The following is a 19107-nucleotide window of genomic DNA, read 5'->3' as shown; positions in this document are numbered from 1 at the left end:
CGCCGACCTACACGATACCAGATATCTGCTGCATATTTGTGTTGAAACATAGGAATCCTGTCTGCATTTAATATTACCAACTGCACATAAATTCAAAGGAAATAACGTACTTTTTGTCTATTATGCAGTTTTTTATTTGTAATAGACACTTCCATTATTTCCGTCTATTAATATACATTCAGTAAAGATTTAATGGTTGTATCTGTGGTATGTGTTTAGTATAATACATCACGTAAAGAAAATCAACACTTTGTTTGATAATGGAATATAAAGCTATTAATAGATTTTAATATGATTAATAGATCTCGTCGCCATTACTGGAATAAAGTTTGATTAATCAACTATGTTTGATAATACAATTTAATAAGAAAGGGATAGGTAATATGATCAAAAACGAATGGAAAAGCTTACTTCGTAACAAGCTCATGCTTATCGTCGTAATCGCCATTATCGTAATCCCGATCATCTATGCAGGTCTGTTTCTGAAATCCATGTGGGATCCTTACGGAAACGTAGACAGCCTGCCAGTGGCCGTGGTAAACGAAGACAAACCTGTCGAGTATAATGGCAAGACCTTAAGCATAGGTAAGGACATGACGGATGAGCTGAAAGACAACGACTCAATGGCATTTAACATTGTAGACAGCAAGACAGCAGAGGACGGTCTGGCCAATGGAACCTATTACATGGTTATCAAAATTCCGGAAAATTTCTCCGCAAACGCAGCCACTGTAATGGACAACGATCCAAAGCAAATGGAGCTATCCTATGAGACAAACCCTGGAACCAACTATATCGCCTCCAAGCTCAGTGAAACAGCAATGCTGAAGCTTCGTGATAACATTGCTTCCAAGGTTACGGAAACCTATACAGAAACCGTTTTTGATTCTATCTCAGAAGCAGGTGACGGAATGCAGGAAGCTGCAGACGGATCCGGAAAGATCGAAGACGGACTGAATACAGCAGCTGATGGTAACAAAACAATTACCAAAAACCTTAAGAAGCTTTCCACCAGTACTCTTACTTTCGTAAGCGGTGCTGACAGTCTCACCGAAGGTCTTAAGACCTACACCGATGGTGTTGCAAAGGTTAACGATGGTGCAAAGAGCCTGGACGATGGTGCAGATCAGCTGAACAGCGGCGTTGCAACCCTCACAGAAAAGGTTCCGGAGCTGACAACCGGTGTGGATACTCTGGATAAAGGTGTTCAGCAGTACACCGCTGGTGTGGATGAACTTAATAAAAATTCTGATGCACTGAAATCCGGTGCAAGCAGCCTGGAATCCGGTGCAAACCAGCTGAACAGCGGCGTTGCAGCTCTGACAGAAAAGGTTCCTGAGCTGACAACCGGTGTGGATACTCTGGATGAAGGTGTTCAGCAGTACACCGCTGGTGTGGATGAGCTTAATAAAAATTCTGATACGCTGAAATCCGGCGCAAGCAGCCTGGAATCCGGTGCAAATGCATTAAGTGCAGGTATTGATACTCTTTCCGACGGAGCAACACAGTATGTAGCTGGTGCTGACACTCTTGCAGATGGAACTACCAACTATGTGGCTGGTGCTGGCAAACTCGCAGCCGGTGCCAAAGAGCTTGCAAAACTTGAAGACGGACTCACAACAGTTTCCAATGGTATCTCTCAGCTGAATACCGGTGTTACCAAAGGAACCGATGACTCACAGTCACTGATATCCGGAACACAGCAGCTGGAAAACGGACTGAAAGCCCTGAACGATAAGGTTTCTGCTCTGAAGGAGGGAACAACACAGGAATCCATCAACAAGCTTGCAGCCGGCCTTACTTCCGCAAAGGATGGTATGGACACAGCCGCAGCTGGTATGAACAGTGCTGCAGCTGGTATGAACAATGCCGCAGACGGAATCAACAACGCAGCCGGATATATCACTCAGGCCGCAGGCATCACAAGTCAGACCAGCAGCAGTATCACAGACAGTCTGATCCCTGCTCTCCAGAATGCAGGCACACAGTTCTCACAGGTAGGTGATCAGGTCAGCAGCATCCTTACAGGATACGGACAGCAGACAACGGAAGCACTTACTGATGCAAATACCAAGATCGGTACTGCCGGACAGACAATGACCGATTTAGCAGCACAGCTTCAGGCGATTCAGGCAACCGCTTCTGAGGACGGAACCATTTCCGCAGCAGCTCTGAATGATGTGATCAACGCTTTAAACAGCGTAGCCGGTGGAATGACTGGCGTGGACGGTTCTTACATGAGCAGCTATTCTGATCAGGTTTCACAGCTTGCAGCTGGTGTATCCGGTCAGCTCTCTTCTACTCAGGAAAATCTGAATGCTGTTGCTTCCAAGCTTAACGAAGCAGCTTCCGGACTGACTCAGATCTCCGGAGGACTGACTCAGGGTGCCGGCACACTTTCTGAGGGTGCCACAACCATGACAGATGGTGCAAACCAGATGAGTGCAGGTGCAACAACCATGAGCGCAGGTGCAGAGCAGTTATCTGCAGCTACAAGTCAGCTTCCTACAGATCTGATCGCTCAGCTTTCTGCAGGTGTTACCCAGCTGTATCAGGGTGCACAGGCTGTAAACACAGGAACCAAGAACGTTTCCGCAGGACTTCAGTCTCTGGAAGACGGCACAGTCGAAGCCTTCCCGGTTGCAGCAGCAGGAATCAAAGCTCTGAACGATGGATTTGACCAACTGACATCTTATGATAAGCAGCTCAACGATGGTGCAAAGAATCTGAAAACAGCCGGCAAACAGATCACTGGCGCACTTCCGGATATCAAATCCGGTGCAGGTCAGCTGGCAGATGGTTCTAAGGCACTGACAGATGGAATCACAACTTACACCGATGGTATTGCTAAGCTTTCCGAAAACAGTGCTGCTCTTACAGACGGCACCAAGAAACTGGCAACAGGAGCCAAGGCTCTTTCCAGCGGTGCTGCTACTCTTGCAGATGGAACAAAAGCATTAGCCAATGGTTCCGGAACACTGACAGATGGAATCACAACCTACACCGATGGTGTTGCTAAGCTTTCCGAAAACAGCTCCGCTCTTACAGACGGTACCAAAAAGCTCTCAACAGGAGCCAAGACCCTTTCCAGCGGTGCTACTACTCTTGCAAACGGAACTAAGACATTAGCAAACGGTACCTCAACACTTCTCAGCGGTACCGAGAAACTTGTAAGCAACAACAGCACACTTAACAATGGTGCAAAACAGCTTGCAGATGGCGCTGCCCAGATCCAGAGCGGTTCCTCTCAGCTGTATGATGGCTCCAAGAAGCTTGGAAGTGGTATGAAAGAACTGAAAGACGGTTCCAAGACACTGACCACAAGCCTCAGCGATGGAGCTACCACTGTAAAAGACAATTCAGCAAGTGATGAAACGATCAAAATGTTCGCAACTCCTGTTGTAAGCGATGAAACAAAACTTACCGATGTCCCGAATAACGGACACGCAATGGCACCTTACATGATGTCTGTAGGCCTCTGGGTCGGCGCACTGGCATTCTGCCTGATGTATCCTCTGGCTCAGTATAAGGGCAAACTGAAATCCGGTTTCGCATGGTGGGCAAGCAAAGCTTCCGTCCTTTATCCGGTAGCGATCCTTCAGGGAATCTGCCTGATCCTGCTGTTACGTGCATTTAACGGATTCACACCTGCAGAGATGGGCAAAACCGTACTCTTCGCCTGCCTGACATCAATGACCTTTACCTCTATCATGTACTTCTTCAACATTACTCTTGGTAAAGTAGGAAGCTTCCTGATGCTGGTATTCATGGTCGTTCAGCTTGCAGGATCTGCCGGAACTTATCCGGTTGAGGTTTCACCTTCATTCGTTGCAAAGATCCATGCATACGTTCCGTTTACTTATACGGTCGACGCATTCCGTGCAACGATCAGCGGTGGCCGGAGCATTACCACTTCCATTATTGTAATGGTTGCACTGTTAGTGATCTTCACGATCCTGACGATCCTTCAGTTCAATCACATGACCAAGAGAAAGAAAGCAGAAAAAGTTGTTCTCTTTGACTGGCTGGAAGAAAGAGGCCTTGCATAATACTTAGTTACTGACAGAAGCTCCCCCGAACCTTCTGTTAGATATAGAAAAATTAAAACTGTACAGTTGCTCAGATGAGCTTCTGTACAGTTTTTTTATGTTGTCCTCGTCAATTCTCCACGCTATAATTATAGCAGTTATAGAAAATCAAGCTTGCCAGTACACCGTGCCTGATCTATGCAGCAGATTTCAGTTCAGAAACACTCCTGTCAGATTCAGAAGAAGCGGCAATATGACTTCTCAGATCTGCTCACAAACCGGAGCTCTTTCTGACTGCAAGCCTGCGGTTTTCAATGGAAAAGCAACCTGGTATGCATCTAATCCACTGACCGCAAAAACAGACGGAATCATCACCTATGCTACACCATTTATCGTCTTCAAGGTAAAACCTGGAAAGCTATCGGCAATACAAAAAATACAACCTACACCGATAAAAAGCCAGGCACCGCAACCAAATACCGTATCCGTGCATACCGCATCACAAACGGTAAAAAAATATACGGACCGTATTCATCTGTAAGGACCGTAAAATAACAGCAACATAAAAACACCCCGGAAAATCCTGATCTGTGTGGTGTCTCCGAATATCTGATCATCAAGCGGATATTCGGAGATCACCTTATTATTTACGGATCTCCGAGGTGTTTTTATTTATTTTCTTAATATTTTATTTTTCCGCCTCAGCTGTTGGTGTTGCTGTGGCTTCTGTCTCTGTTTCACCGTTTACCATGGTTTCATATGCATTGAACATTTCTTTTACTGTCATTTTGTTTACAAGAAATACCTTGTCTCCAACGACAGCTGCATAATAGTTTGTGTCATATGTGTAGAAGGTAACGGTTGTCTGTTTCTTGTCAGAGTCTGTGAATACAGCGGTCATCTCCGGATCTGCAGCCGGTGTATAAGCGTCTGTCAGTCTCTTCTGTCCTGCCATGTTTATCAACTTGTTGTAGAAGGTAGTAAAGGTTGTACTTTCTATTTCCTTACCATTCAGCTGATAAGTTGTTGTTTCTTTCTCGTTTCCGTCATCATCTGTGGATGTTTCACGTGAAACATTTACAGTACTTGTTGTTTCACCGTAAGTAACCTGGAGCTGATCCAGATTTTTTACAGACACATAATTGACGATCAGTGACCAGAGATCTGACGGCGTCTTGTCAATAACTGCACTCAGTGTATCCGTTGACATTGTATAGATCTGTTTGTTATCTACCGTTACATATCTGCTGCCATCTCCTGCCTCATCGCCAACGTAAATGACAAGCTGTTTATCCACTGTGGTTGTCTTGCTGTCTGCATCTTCTGAGCTGCTATCCGTGTCAGCGCTGGCGCCGCTCTCAGAATCACTCTCAGAGGCCGTAGAATCGTTTTCTCCGGATTCTGTACTGTCTGTGCTGTTATTCTTCACCTTTTCCTGATAATCCACTGTAATCGTCGCATAGGGCTTATCAAGGCCATACTGGGAAAGATCCTCTGCATTGTAGTTTACAAACTGGTCAAATGCAAAGTTTCCAAGTCCGGAGGTTACATTTCCTGCTGCCGTTGTATCGGCAGACTCTTTATCGCTGTTTCCGTCACCGGAAACATCCCAGGTAGCTCCGTCGGAATTTTCTTCCAGGACATAGAAATCTTTATCCTCGCTGACCTGGACCTTTTTCACTGTGGAAGAATCAATTGTCGGGAAATCTTCTCCCTGTGCATAATCGTAAAGGGAATTCATAAACGGAGACACTGTATCTGCTGCCACTACATATACCGTGCTGTCATCATCATCCTTGGAAATGTAATACTGATTCGTAGACGTATTCTCATCTCCGATGTTGAGCTTCGTTGTCCCATCAGCGGTATCAACGGTTACTGTGTTAGATGGAGAATCCAGTCCGTATTCCGTAAGATCCTCCACATCCTCCAGGACTCTGTCCGCTTCCACCTTTTTGATGGCGGAAGCTGCGGAATCCAGAGTTGTCTGATTTACAGGAAAAGCAGTCTCATCCTTTTTCACCCAGGAATCATCTTTTTTCTCAAAGGTCACTTCCTTCTTGTCTACGATAAATTCCAGGGATTTAATGTCATCCGTTTTCACGGAAAACACTTCTGTTTTGCTTTCCTCTTCGCTGCTCTCTGTCTTTTCTTCTTTGGATACGTAGGTGTTCAGTCCCACATAAACGCCGCCGAGAACTGCCAGAACAACAACTGCTGAAACAAGTTTGGTCGATTTTTTCATTATGCTTTTCTCCTCTTAAGCCAGATCAGGAATCCTGCAACAAGGAATACTCCCGGGATCAGACCAATGGTACAGATCTTCCAGAAGGCTGCATCATAATCAGTTACTGTCAGGCTTGTGGACTCAAGGCTCTTGGATGGAATAGAAACGGAATTACTGTCGTCTGTGCTGGTCATCCAGTTTAAGGACTCCAGAAGGAGCTTTTCATTTCCGCCGGATACCATCTGGTTTATCTGGCTCTCCATCAGATTTGCTGTGGAGTAGTAAACGATCTGTGTTTCCTTATCATCATCCAGTTTCTCAGTGATGGCAACACCAAGATCAAACGGTCCGTCTACATCTCCGTCTTCCTTTTCGATATTGCTGCTCTGCATATTTGTTTTGGAGTAAGCCTTGTCAGAGGTTGTCAGGATACTGTCGATGGTTACGGTATCTCTTACATCATCTGTTTTCTGAATGCCCTGCGCATATGGTGCCAGTACATAGGAGCCTGCAGAAGCTGTCTCAGAGCTTGCATCTGTGCTGTTGACTGTTGGTACAAGATAATATGGCATCTGCATTCCATAATGCTGATTATCACCCTCAAATACGATTCCCTCGGCACACTTTACACCATAGTTTTCAAGAACCGCATCAAAGTTCGGCAGATCATCCTGTGTATAATCCGAGAAGATCATAGCTTTTCCGCCTGCCTCCAGATAATCCAGGAGCTCTGTTTTTTCTTCCTCGGAAATATCGCTGGTCGGAGATACGATCATCAGGCAGTCTGCATCATCCGGAACCTTTCCCTCTGTGAGAAGGTTCAGCTCCTTGATATCAATGTTTGCTTTCTGGATATCTTCTTTAAAGCTGGAATCCAGATCTTTTTCTCCGTGTCCGGATAAGGTGTACATGATCGGAAGATCCTCGGATGTCACATAGCCGATCGCACTTGTGATCTGTCCTTCTCCATCAAATCCGGTAGTAGTCTGCTGCCAGGTATTATAGTCTACTGAAGAGGAATACATATCGTTGTAATTGATAACCTTGTTTCTGTCGCCGCAGACTACGATCAAGCTGTTTGACGCAAGATCATCGGTTGTATATTCCGATGCAAATTTCGGATTTACAACAGGGTCTTTCACCTCAACTTTAATATGCTTGGACTCATCTTTATAACGTGAAAGCAGATTGGAGATCGTGTCGTCCTCAGAACCGCTTGCCGCGATCTGATAAATGGTAACATCCTTATCCAGTGCCTTCAGTACCTTCTTTGTTTCATCACCGATGGTGTAAAGCTTGGATGAGCTTACATCCAGCTGTGAATATTTGGATGGGATCGCCCCGACGATCATATTGATCACAACCACGATCACGATAAAGACAGCTGCCATAGCCATGCTGTAGGAACCATTTTTGATATGTTTTTTGCTGATGGTGCCTACCAGCTTTTTCGGATCCGGTTTATGTTTCTTTTTGCCGGAGTCCTGTGCTGTCTCCGGTACGGCTGCCTCGCCTTTATTTTTCTTAAATTTCTCACTGAATTTCATTTCCATTCACCCCCTAGTTCCAGCGTCTCTTCTGAATGGACTGCATGGTAAGGAACAGGCAGATCGCAATAACAGAAATAAAATAAACGATTCCTGTCACGTCAAACACGCCGTTTGTAAAATTATCATAATGTCCACTCAGGTTAAATACGTTCAGTACCTTCTGGATACCGCCCTGGAAAATACTGGATTTTACAACGTATACGATCACAAGAGCAATCTCTCCCACAGCTCCGATCACTACAGAGATCAGGACATTTTTGATCATGGTATAAATGATGATAGCGATCGCCACGATCAGAAGTCCGAATGCCACTGCGGTTGACATGGAGGTCTGTGAAAAGAATGAGGAAATTCCGTTCATCATATAGAAGGCGAACAGGAATACAAAAGTAAGTACTGCTGCAATTACCTGGCTTTCTGTAAGTGCTGACATAAATACACCGATCGCCAGATTCGCGCATCCCAGAAGGAAAAATCCCAGGATCCCGGTGTATGCGGAAGCATAGGAAATCGTTCCGAACTTACTCATGATCAGAGGATAAACGCACATGATCACGACCGGAATGGCAAACACAGCTACCAGTGCAAGATATTTTCCAAATACGATATCCCATACAGATACCGGTGCGGTCAGAAGAAGCTGATCCGTTTTCTGCTTGCGCTCTTCTGCAAGTACACGCATGGAAAGGATCGGCACACCGATCAGGAACACAAAGGTCAGTGCGCTTAAGGTAGTTTCAAATTTTGAATAGCCGCCTGAAAGCTGATATGCGGAAAAATAAATTCCGGTCAGCACCAGGACGAAAAATATGAAGAGATATCCAACCATGGAGGTCAGATAGCTTTTCAGTTCTCTTTTAAAAATCGCTGTCATGACTGATCCCCCTCTTTCTCATCAGAAGCCTTCTCTGGTTCCCCGTTTTTTTCTTCCTGAGTTTTTTCTTCTTCCGATGATCTGTCTTCTACCGGTTTCCACTGTGAGCTTTCCGGTTTTCCGGCGGATTTTTTCTCTCCTTCGGTAAGCTCAAGGAATACATCCTCAAGGGAAACTCTCTTAACCTGCATCTCGTAGATTGGACAGTTCGCTTTTGCCATAGCGTAGAAGACTTTTTCACGGATATCCACATTTTCCTGAATGGAAAGTTTTGTTTTCCACAATTTCTCATCGCTGTCATAGGACATTTCCACCCCGGTTACGCCTTCGATCGTTTCCAGAGCTTTTCGAATCGTGTCTTTCTCGCCTTTTATCTTCATAAGGAGGCTGTTGGAGCCTGCTGCCAGACGTTCCAGATTATCCGGTGTATCGCTGGCTACCAGCTTTCCATGGGAAATGATCAGAACATAATCACACACTGCTCTTACCTCGGAAAGGATATGGGAGCTTAGGATAACCGTGTGCTTCTGCTTCAGGCCTTTGATCAGGTCACGGATCTCGATGATCTGCTTCGGATCAAGTCCTACTGTCGGCTCATCCAGGATGATCACCTCCGGATATCCCAGGATTGCCTGTGCAAGGCCCACCCTCTGGCGATAACCTTTGGAAAGGTTTTTGATCAGACGGTCTTTCATGTCTGTGATCTTTACCATATCCATGACTTCTTTTATCTGCTTGTCTTTTTGGTTTCTTGGGATTTTTTTCAGATCAGCCGCAAATTTCATGTACTCAAGAACAGTCATGTCAAAATAGAGCGGCGGCATTTCCGGCAGATAGCCGATACATTTCTTGGCTGCCTCCGGTTCCTCCAGAATATCATGACCATCGATCATCACTTTTCCTTCTGTGGAAGCAATGTATCCTGTGATCATGTTCATAGTTGTTGATTTTCCTGCACCGTTGGGGCCCAGGAATCCGTAAATTTTCCCCTTTTCGATCTGAAAGGAAAGATGGTCAACTGCAGTATGATCGCCATACTTTTTGACCAGATTACTTACTTCGATCACTTTACTCTCCTCCTTTTATTCTCAGGGAAATACTTTTTTTAATTATCGATTTCCCATTTTATAAGATGCCAGAGGCAAAAGGTCCTGAAACTGAAGCCCTTGACTCTGGCGTCTTTTCAACACCAATAGAAAATGCCCCTGGATGAAACAGAGAATGGGGGAATCCAGGGGCATCTCTATCGGATTATAGTGTAAAAGTAATTTGTGATAAAAGTAGGATAAATTTGTGATAATTTTGTGAAACTCCCGGACAAAAAAATCTCCTGTCGGACAGATTTTGCCTTTGTTCGACAGGAGGTATCTTATGCCAGTGGCTCTCTGAGCGGTGTTCCGGCTTTTCTCGGATATTTGCCTGGGGTGTTCTTTACCTTCTCGATAATGACCAGGGAGCGGCCGATCTCAGATCCCGGAAGGTCAAAGTACTGAATATCCCTGATCTTTCCACCAAGGATCTTTACTGCTTTCTCTGCTGCTTCTGCTTCTTCCTTTACAGAACCGGATTTATAGGAGACAAAAAGCCCTCCGACTTTTACATACGGGAGACAGTATTCAGACAGGGTTGCCAGTCCGGATACTGCTCTGGATACGCAGAGATCATATTTTTCTCTGTAGGCTTTGTTTTTTGCATATTCTTCAGCTCTTCCGTGAATGGCGGAAATCCCCTCCAGGCCCAGGAGCGCAAAGGTTTCTTCCAAGAATTTTACTCTTTTATTGAGGGAGTCCAGAAGGCAGGCTTCCACCTCCGGGAAGGCAATCTTCAGGGGAACACCCGGGAATCCGGCGCCGGTTCCGATGTCCATAACGGTTTTTATCTTACCCATATCTACAGCCTTGACGCAGCAGAGGCTGTCCAGGAAATGTTTCACGAGAACCTCGTCAAATTCTGTGATACCGGTGAGGTTCATGACTTTGTTTTTTTCTACAAGATATTCGTAGAACCGAATAAACTGGTTTTTCTGCGTGTCACTGAGTGTGATCCCAAGCTCCTCGCAGCCTTTTTCCAGGATTTCTAAATTGTACATGCAGCTTCCTCTCTTATTTTCTGTGTTTTATTGTTATTCTTTGTATTATCTGTGTTTATGTTCGGATCTGCTTTCCAGATATACAAGAAGCACGGAAATGTCAGCCGGGGATACACCGGAGATACGGGACGCCTGGCCGATGGACACCGGTCTGTAGGCTTCCAGCTTCTGGCGTGCCTCAATGCGGAGGCTTCCTACATCTTCGTAATCAATGTCTTCCGGAAGCTTTTTCTGCTCCAGTTTCTTAAATTGCTCTACCTGCTTCATCTGACGGCGGATGTAGCCATCATATTTGATGTTGATCTCTACCTGCTCACATACATCTTCCGGAAGCTCCGGTCTTTCTTTATCGATGGGTGCAAGCACCTTATAGTTAAGCTCCGGCCGACGGATCAGCTCTGCAATGGTGGTTCCGGATTTCAGAAGGGTACTGTTCAGAGATTCCAGAAGGCTCTGTACCTCTGCAGAACCACCTACGGTTGCATGTTCCACTCTCTCGATCTCTTCCTGGATCCGGCGCTCTTTTTCCTGTAATTTATGGTATGTCTCATCATCGATCAGGCCGACCTCCCAGCCTTTTTTACGAAGACGAAGATCTGCGTTGTCCTGGCGGAGGAGCAGACGGTACTCAGCACGGCTTGTCATCATTCGGTACGGCTCATGGTTCTCCTTTGTTACCAGATCATCGATGAGAACGCCAATATATGCCTCTGAGCGGTCCAAAATCAGCTGTTCCCGGCCTTTTACCTCCATAGCTGCATTAATTCCCGCTATGAGGCCCTGAGCGGCTGCTTCCTCATATCCGGAGCTTCCGTTAAACTGTCCGCCGCTGAAAAGGCCCTTGATCTTTTTGAATTCCAGTGTGGGATAGAGCTGGCGCGGATTAATGCAGTCATACTCAATAGCGTAAGCATTTTTTACAATCCTGGCGTTCTCCAGACCCGGTACGGAATGGTACATCTCGTACTGAACATCCTCCGGCAGGGAGCTGGACATTCCGCCGATGTACATTTCATTTGTGTAAAGACCTTCCGGTTCGATAAATACCTGATGGCGTTTTTTGTCTGCAAAACGAACTACTTTATCCTCAATGGACGGACAGTAACGTGGTCCGGTTCCTTCGATCATTCCGGAATAAAGGGGGGATCTGTCCAGATTTGCACGGATGATCTCGTGTGTTTTTTCGTTTGTATAGGTCAGCCAGCAGGATTTCTGCTCGATCTGTACAGCTTCCGGGTCTGTGGAAAAAGAGAACGGTACGACTCTTTCATCTCCGAACTGCTCTTCCATCTTAGAATAATCAATGGTGTTTCCGGCGATTCTGGCCGGAGTTCCTGTTTTGAAGCGGAACATTTCGATCCCCAGCTTTTTCAGGGAATCCGTAAGGTAATTGGCTGCCTGAAGGCCGTTCGGTCCTGTATAGTTGCTGACGTCGCCGTAAATGCAGCGGGCCTTGAGGTAGGTTCCTGTACAGAGGACTACAGCTTTTGCGTGGTAGGTGGCTCCTGAGAAGGTTTTTACACCGGTGATGTGCCCGTCTTCTACCAGAAGCTCGGTCACTTCACCCTGGCGGATGGTTAAGTTCTCTGTATTTTCCAGTGTCTTTCTCATTTCTGTACTGTAGGCCTGTTTATCGGCCTGTGCACGAAGGGAATGGACTGCAGGGCCTTTGGACTGGTTGAGCATTTTGGACTGGATGAAGGTTTTGTCTATGTTTTTACCCATTTCCCCACCGAGAGCATCCAGCTCACGGACGAGATGCCCTTTGGAGCTGCCGCCTACATTGGGGTTGCAGGGCATAAGGGCGATGCTGTCTACGCTGACTGTGAACATGACTGTGTTGAGCCCTAAGCGGGCGCATGCCAGTGATGCTTCGCAGCCTGCGTGACCGGCGCCTACTACTATGATGTCGAAAAACTGTTCCAGATTTTTCATGCTTTTTCTCCTTTATTTTTTCTCTTATTCTTTTTCTTTATTTTTCTTTGTGATTTTCTTTTTCTTTGTTTATTGTGTGGTTGGTTTTTGGTTTTATTTTTACTTTCTTGCTTGGCAGAAGGCCTGGTTTTTTTGCTTTGGGAAGCTGTGGAAAACCGCAAAGGGGCCGTAAAGCCACGGCCCCTCTGCACACCCCTCGGGCTTTTTTTTAGGAGTTCTTGGGTTGTGGTGTGGGGTACGGTGTTGACTTTTGTCTGTATGCTTCGGTATTGGATGCGGAACGTTGTGCCGAGGAGGTTGCAGTGGAACTGTAATGAGGTTCTCGACGTGCGATGCACGTCTGCGGAATTCTGCAGTCCATGTGGCGTACAGCCGGGAGCCGCAATCTATGCGGCATATGCAGCCGAGGTTCCACAACCCATGCGGCATATACAGCCGGAGTTCCGCAATCTATGCGGTATATACGGCGGGGTCTCCGCAATCTATATTATGCAACAATATATCCTACAGAAATATACAAAGTTCCGTTTGATATATTTCGGCTCAGTGTCGAATTGCCGATACAGAAGCATACAGACACAAGTTAGTTTCTTTCAGCATTCCACAATCGCTGCACTATATAAAAAAGGCCCAGGGGTGTGCAGAGGGGCGCGGCCTTGTGCCCCTTTGCGGTTTTCTCACATTCCAATGTGATCTACCCTCTGCGGGCTTCCGCAGTCCATGTGGCATACAGCAGGGAGCCGCAATCTATGCGGTTATACGACCGGAGTTCCGCAATCCATGCGGCCATTCGGCCGGGGCCTCCGCAGCCCATGCGGTTATTATTTCCCCATACAAAATTTAGAAAATATCTCATTAACAAGGTCTTCCCCAAGTGATTCTCCCAGAATCCGTCCCAGACTTTCGTATGCATCTGTCAGGTCTATGGAATAAAAATCCTCCGGCATTCCGCTTTCTATGCTATTTTCTACCAGAGAAAGACTTTCCCGTGCTTTTAAAAGCTCCTGTCTGTGGCGTTCATTGGTGATGTAGACTTCATCATTGAAGTCAATCTCCCCACTGAAGAACATTTCCCGGATTTTTTCTTCCAGGTCTGTGATCCCGGTTTCTTCTTTTGCGGAGATTGGGATTACCGGCTGGTTTATTCTGCTCTTTAAATCCTCTATATCTATAGCAGATTCAAGGTCTGTCTTGCTGTAGAGGACAATTGTCTTTTTCTCTTGCAAAATTTTTATGATTTCTTCGTCGTTTTCATCTAACGGTACGGAGGAATCTACGACATAGAGGATCAGGTCTGCGTCTGCTGCCATTTCTTTGGCTTTGGATACGCCGATTTTCTCTACGATGTCTTCTGTCTGGCGGATTCCGGCTGTGTCAGCAATCTTTAATGTGATCCCATGCAGGTTGATATACTCTTCCAGTACGTCTCTGGTGGTTCCTGCGATATCGGTCACGATGGCTCTGTCCTCTCCCAGAAGCAGGTTCAGCAGAGAAGATTTCCCTGCGTTCGGCTTACCCAGGATCACGGTCCGGATACCTTCCTGTATGATCTTTCCGTCTCCGGCTGTTTTTAACAGGTTCTGTATCTTTTCTTTTTCTTCTGCTACGATCTGCTCTAATTCTTCCGAATATCCTGTCAGATCATAGTGCTCCGGATCGTCTAATGCCGATTCAATGTACGCTATATGGTACAGTAGTTTTTCTCTGATCTGCTGTACGGTTTTTCGGACCGAACCTTTTAATTGTCCTACAGAATTCTTTAATGAGTACTCATTTTTGGACTGTATCACGTCCATAACGGCCTCCGCCTGGGAAAGATCGATCCTTCCATTGAGGAATGCACGCTTGGTAAATTCTCCCGGCTCGGCAATAATGGCTCCGTTTTTCAGCACAGTTTCCAGTACCTTTTTCATGGCTAAAACGCCGCCGTGGCAGTCGATTTCTATGGTATCTTCTCCTGTGTATGTCCGTGGTCCGCGCATGGCCATGACCAGCACTTCGTCTACCATTTCTTCGTTATCATAAATATATCCATAATGGATGGTGTGGCTTGGGACGTTTTTCAGAGATTTTTTTCCACCCTTGGAACGGTATACTCCGGATGCGATCTCAAAAGCCTCCGGGCCACTGATCCTGACGATCCCGATTCCCGATGCGCTCATGGCTGTGGAAATCGCAGCAATCGTTGTCTCTTCCATTTTTCACTCTCCTTTGTCAAACGGATAAAAGCATCCGGTTAAACGCAAAAATGTTACTCCGGAAAAGCTTTTTACACGCAAAAAACACGTGTTATTCACGCTTTCACCTAGAATAACATCTTCTGTCAGTTTCCATATTTATAATGCTAGAGCGTGTTTGAAAAAGGCTTTCTGCAAGATGTGCGTCACAATTTGTGGGAGATTTTGTCCGGATGAAGGCGCCGTAGCGGGCTACGGCAACTGAATTCGGGCAAAATATACCGCAAAGTGGGGCGTGCAGATTGCGGGAATGATTTTTCAAATACGCTCTAATCTCTGCATTCCGGATGTCCGCTGCAGAAATATCTTTTGTTATTTGCTCTTCAATGATTATAAAGAATTGTTGCGGAGATTGCAATGATAATTTTTAATTTTCAGTTCCATACAAAAAAGCCGTACCCACGGAGCTTACGCTCCGGGATACGGCCTATAGCTTTACCGGTGGATCATCAATTATTGCGTTTCAGTTTTACTACTACATGTCTGTAAGGTTCTTCTCCCTCACTGACTGTCTCTACATAGCGGTTGCCCTGCAGAGATGCATGGATGATCCTTCTTTCGTACGGATTCATCGGTTCCAGAACTACCGGTTTTCTGGTTTTCTTTACCTTGAAGGCAATTCCTCTTGCAAGGTTCTCCAGAGTTTCCTTACGACGGCGTCTGTAGTCCTCGGTATCGAGTTTTACACGAATGTAGGTAGACTCGCCTTTGTTTACCACAAGGCTTGTCAGATACTGAAGAGAATCCAGTGTCTGGCCTCTTTTTCCGATGAGGATACCCATATCCTCACCTTCAAAATCCACATCCAGAGAACCGTCTGCAGTGTTGTATTTCGATGTGATCTCCACTTCTCCAAGATCCATGGAACCGAATACGTCACGAAGAAATACGACTGCTCTCTCCTCAACCTCTCTGATCTTCTCCGGATCGCTGAGGATCTCTATCGGTCTGCCCTGCTTCGGTGCTCTCTCACGTGTTTCCTTCGGCTGACGCTCCTTTGGAGCTCTTGGCTGTTTCTCACGTGCAGGCTTTGCTTTGCCCTGGAAATCCCTTGCAGGTCTTTCCTTTGGTGCTGCTGCCTTTGCAGGTGCTTCTTCGGATGCCTTCTCCACCTGTACAGCTTCTTTCTTCACCGGCTTCTTCTCCTCTGCAGGAGCTGCTTTCGGTGCAGATTCTTTCTTTACATCCGGAGTAAAAGGCTTTTCTAATTTCTTCTCTTCTTTGATAGCGTCCAGTTTCACGGACTCTACCAGTTCATCGATCTCCTGCATATCAGAAACTGGCTCGATTCTGCGAACTTTGATCACGGCAGGTTTGCTGCCGATTCCGAAGAATCCGGAGCTGCCTTCACTGATAACCTGAATATCAAGCTGGTCACTGGAAGTTCCAAGCTCAAGACACGCTTTTGTGATAGCTTCATTCTTTGTTTTTGCTGAAAACTGAATGTAATCCTCCATTACGAACCCCTCCGTTCCTGATTATTTCTTCTTATTTCTCTCATCAAAGTCTCTTACGAGATTTGCTTTAGCTGTGATGCTGCCCGGTTTTGCACTTCTTGCCTTCTCATAGGCAGTATCAACCTTCTGTGCTCTGTCTGAAGCACCATTGTTTCCGCTGTTGCCCTTATTGATCACAGGTTTATTGATATTCTTGGCGGACTGATGAGCCTGATTGGTGATCTTCTGCGGCGGAAGTCCTTCCTTCGCACGCTTCGCTTCGATCTTCTTCATATTCTCATTAACCAGATCATCAATGTTCATCTTATCAAGATGACGATTGATCGCAAACTGCTGGGCACTTCGAACGACAGCACTGGCGATCCAGTAGATACCAAGACCAACCGGGAATGTAAAACAGAAGAATGCAGACATCAGAGGCATGACCATGTTCATGGTTTTCATGGAGTTTGCCATTGCGCTGGCCTGATCATTTCCGTCTGCCGGCTGTGTTGCAGCCTGTGGCATAAGCTTCAGGTTCAGCATCTGAGTTGCCCATGCAAGAACCGGGATCAGAAGTGCTACGATCGCAAGTAACAGAGAACCATGATTTTTGAAGAATTCCATGATATAGTACAGCGGCTGGTCTGCGATATTCAGGCCACAGAAGCCCTGCATCTTGGAAATATTGCCGGATGCTTTTGTGATCGCATCAGAAAATCCTGAAAACTGATTCATCTGTGCCAGCTCTTTCCACTGGGAAGGAGAAAGTGCATACAGAAAATCAACAATCGAGTTACTTGTAGCATTTCCGGCACTGTCCATAACGAGACGCACTCGTGTCATGGAATGGTCTGTGATAAACTGCTGCAGGATATCTGTGTATCCGTTTACAGCTAGCAGGTTGTCAACTACACCAGTAAAAATGTTCTTTACACTTCCAACGTAAGCAGGAATCCGGTAGATAACCTGATACAGAGCAAACAGAATAGGCATCTGAATGGCTAACTGTACACAGCTACCGGTTGGAGAAACACCATATTTCTGATAAACAGCCTGGGTTTCTTCGTTCATTTTCATCATGGAAGCCTGATCCTTTTTACCCTGATATTTCTTCTGGATCTTCTGGATCTCAGGCTGCATGATCGCGCTTAACTTGGAGAATTTCTGCTGCTTGATCTGCAGCGGTGTCATAAAGGCAAAGATAAGAATACTGAAGATAATGATACAAAGACCAATGTTCTGGATTCCGAACAGGCCGTCAAGCATCTTATATATGCCATCCATGATCCATCCCATCACAGACGCGATCTGTCCGATAATAGGAGTTCCGGTTTTTGTTGCTAAAAACAGTTCCAAATTCATTTCCTCCTAGACTTCTTATTCAATTGTAAAAGTCCGGTAACTATTCATTCGTCCACTAACTGCGGAAGTACTGAACAGTTACAAATTCCGATAACTGCTCTGCCCGGGAAAAGGCTGAACAGTCACAAAATAATTCATGGCACAGGGTCATAGCCTCCGTGGGAAAAAGGATTGCATCGCAATATCCTCCATGCCGCAAGAAGACTACCCTTAAATGCGCCATATTTTTCGATTGCTTCCAAACCATATTGAGAACATGTGGGAATATAAGGACATTTCGTTCTCTTCATCGGCGATATATATTTTTGATAGAGCCTTATCATCTTAATCAGAAATTTCTTTATCATGTTCATTCCCTGTTATATGATGCTTTCTTGCAAGATGCAGAAAAGCACTCTCGATCTCGTGAAAGCTCTTGCCCTTGGCTGCGGCTCTCGCTACTACTACAATATCAAGGTTACTGTCAAAATCTGTTTCGTTGAGACGATAGCTTTCTCTGATCAATCTGGTGAGTCTGTGGCGAACCACACTGTTCCCTACTTTTTTGCTTACTGATATTCCCAGACGATTCTTCATGTGCTGATTCTTCAGCACGTACATCACCAGAAGCCGATTTGCGTACGATGTTCCGTTCTGATATACAACTTTAAAATCTTGATTTTTCTTTAAGGACTCTGATCTGATCAAACGAATCCTCCTTAATTAGATTCCGCCTGCGCGGATATTTCTCCGGATAGAAGAAAAGACCACATAAATGCGGTCTTGCAGCTTATGCTGATAACTGTTTTCTTCCTTTTAATCTTCTTGCAGCTAATACTTTACGTCCGCCCTTTGTGCTCATGCGAGCTCTGAAGCCGTGAACTTTAGCTCTGGATCTCTTTTTTGGCTGAAATGTCATCTTCATAGGTAAAGCACCTCCTTTATCTATTTTTAATTGTTATGAAATAACTTATCATTCAGAACATCGTTTCAATTATATAAATAAACCTCCTTTTCGTCAAGTAAAAATTGCAAAAAACCCGATAAAATCAAGGGTTCTATAAAATACCCCCACCTTACGGTATTTATTTTTTTCTCTTATGTGGAAAGCGCTTATGGTTTACGTAACATTATCCACATTTTGTGGATAACTTGTGGATAACTTGTGGATTGACCGGAAATCTATCCACTTTTTCGGAGGGTTTGTTCACATCGTTTTCAAAAAAACCCTTTATTTGCGGTATTTTTAAGGTGGATTTTTTTATACACATAATTCTTCCACATTTTCCACCAATTCTCGACTTATGGAAACCTCCAGGACTCTTATCCACAATAATCCACCCTAATCCACAGTAATTTCCCCACATTATCCACATTCTTTTCCCCA

At 45.4% G+C, this 19107-nt stretch carries 15 protein-coding genes and 2 pseudogenes; 3 read left to right on the top strand and 14 right to left on the bottom strand.

All coding sequences use genetic code 11. The features are described 5' to 3' along the window. The first annotated feature begins 383 nt into the window (after positions 1-383). On the top strand, positions 384-4049 hold the full coding sequence (locus NE638_RS12255; RefSeq protein ID WP_173746277.1) for a YhgE/Pip domain-containing protein: 3666 nt from the start codon (positions 384-386) through the stop codon (positions 4047-4049). A gap of 232 nt (positions 4050-4281) precedes the next feature. Beyond that, positions 4282-4569, top strand: coding sequence for a hypothetical protein (locus NE638_RS12250; protein WP_173734295.1), 288 nt, complete (start codon positions 4282-4284; stop codon positions 4567-4569). A gap of 147 nt (positions 4570-4716) precedes the next feature. Here NE638_RS12250 and NE638_RS12245 read toward each other — a convergent pair whose 3' ends face one another. The 8 genes and pseudogenes from NE638_RS12245 to NE638_RS18265 all read right to left on the bottom strand — a co-directional run. Further along, positions 4717-6273 carry a DUF4340 domain-containing protein gene (locus tag NE638_RS12245; protein ID WP_173746275.1) on the bottom strand — a complete coding sequence of 519 codons (1557 nt, stop codon included), beginning with the start codon at positions 6271-6273 and terminating at the stop codon, positions 4717-4719. Continuing rightward, positions 6273-7802 (bottom strand): GldG family protein, encoded by a 1530-nt coding sequence (locus NE638_RS12240; protein WP_044961237.1) that lies wholly within the window; start codon positions 7800-7802, stop codon positions 6273-6275. Before NE638_RS12240 ends, NE638_RS12245 begins: the two co-directional genes overlap by 1 nt. Before the next feature lie 13 nt (positions 7803-7815). Then, complete coding sequence (locus NE638_RS12235; RefSeq protein WP_022426692.1) at positions 7816-8679, bottom strand: ABC transporter permease; 864 nt, start codon at positions 8677-8679, stop codon at positions 7816-7818. Continuing rightward, positions 8676-9746: an ABC transporter ATP-binding protein gene (locus tag NE638_RS12230; RefSeq protein WP_118368774.1), complete on the bottom strand. Its 1071-nt coding sequence runs from the start codon at positions 9744-9746 to the stop codon at positions 8676-8678. The genes NE638_RS12235 and NE638_RS12230 overlap by 4 nt, the downstream gene beginning before the upstream one ends. 302 nt (positions 9747-10048) lie before the next feature. Continuing rightward, positions 10049-10768, bottom strand: coding sequence for a 16S rRNA (guanine(527)-N(7))-methyltransferase RsmG (gene rsmG / locus NE638_RS12225; RefSeq protein WP_059086520.1), 720 nt, complete (start codon positions 10766-10768; stop codon positions 10049-10051). 45 nt (positions 10769-10813) lie between these two features. Further along, on the bottom strand, positions 10814-12703 hold the full coding sequence (mnmG, locus tag NE638_RS12220; RefSeq protein WP_021651030.1) for a tRNA uridine-5-carboxymethylaminomethyl(34) synthesis enzyme MnmG: 1890 nt from the start codon (positions 12701-12703) through the stop codon (positions 10814-10816). 821 nt (positions 12704-13524) lie between these two features. Further along, entirely contained in the window at positions 13525-14901 is a 1377-nt protein-coding gene (mnmE, locus tag NE638_RS12215; protein ID WP_173746273.1) for a tRNA uridine-5-carboxymethylaminomethyl(34) synthesis GTPase MnmE, read from the bottom strand. 103 nt (positions 14902-15004) lie between these two features. Continuing rightward, positions 15005-15142 (bottom strand): annotated as a pseudogene (locus tag NE638_RS18265) (DUF6783 domain-containing protein); the annotation flags it as partial. On the opposite strand from NE638_RS18265, the pseudogene NE638_RS18260 reads away from it, so the two are divergent. Further along, a pseudogene (locus NE638_RS18260) lies at positions 15080-15301 on the top strand (DUF6783 domain-containing protein). The pseudogenes NE638_RS18265 and NE638_RS18260 overlap by 63 nt on opposite strands. Before the next feature lie 88 nt (positions 15302-15389). Here NE638_RS18260 and jag read toward each other — a convergent pair. The 6 genes from jag to NE638_RS12185 all read right to left on the bottom strand — a co-directional run bounded on the left by jag (position 15390) and on the right by NE638_RS12185 (position 19096). Then, positions 15390-16397 carry an RNA-binding cell elongation regulator Jag/EloR gene (gene jag / locus NE638_RS12210; RefSeq protein ID WP_015526551.1) on the bottom strand — a complete coding sequence of 336 codons (1008 nt, stop codon included), beginning with the start codon at positions 16395-16397 and terminating at the stop codon, positions 15390-15392. Positions 16398-16418: 21 nt separating this feature from the next. Beyond that, positions 16419-17735: a membrane protein insertase YidC gene (gene yidC, locus NE638_RS12205; protein ID WP_227588498.1), complete on the bottom strand. Its 1317-nt coding sequence runs from the start codon at positions 17733-17735 to the stop codon at positions 16419-16421. Positions 17736-17875: 140 nt separating this feature from the next. Then, entirely contained in the window at positions 17876-18088 is a 213-nt protein-coding gene (yidD, locus tag NE638_RS12200) for a membrane protein insertion efficiency factor YidD (RefSeq protein WP_015526553.1), read from the bottom strand. After that, entirely contained in the window at positions 18066-18428 is a 363-nt protein-coding gene (gene rnpA / locus NE638_RS12195; RefSeq protein ID WP_021650160.1) for a ribonuclease P protein component, read from the bottom strand. The genes yidD and rnpA overlap by 23 nt, the downstream gene beginning before the upstream one ends. Before the next feature lie 82 nt (positions 18429-18510). Beyond that, positions 18511-18645: a 50S ribosomal protein L34 gene (gene rpmH / locus NE638_RS12190; protein WP_005423866.1), complete on the bottom strand. Its 135-nt coding sequence runs from the start codon at positions 18643-18645 to the stop codon at positions 18511-18513. A 205-nt stretch (positions 18646-18850) separates the two neighbouring features. Beyond that, positions 18851-19096 (bottom strand): hypothetical protein, encoded by a 246-nt coding sequence (locus NE638_RS12185; RefSeq protein ID WP_129975748.1) that lies wholly within the window; start codon positions 19094-19096, stop codon positions 18851-18853. Between the last annotated feature and the right edge of the window lie 11 nt (positions 19097-19107).

It is taken from the genome of Blautia sp. MSK.18.38 (assembly GCF_024460535.1).
Classification (GTDB): Bacteria; Bacillota; Clostridia; order Lachnospirales; family Lachnospiraceae; genus Blautia_A; species Blautia_A fusiformis.
Note: the sequence above shows the minus strand (reverse complement) of the source record. Positions and strands in the feature narration are given on the sequence as shown.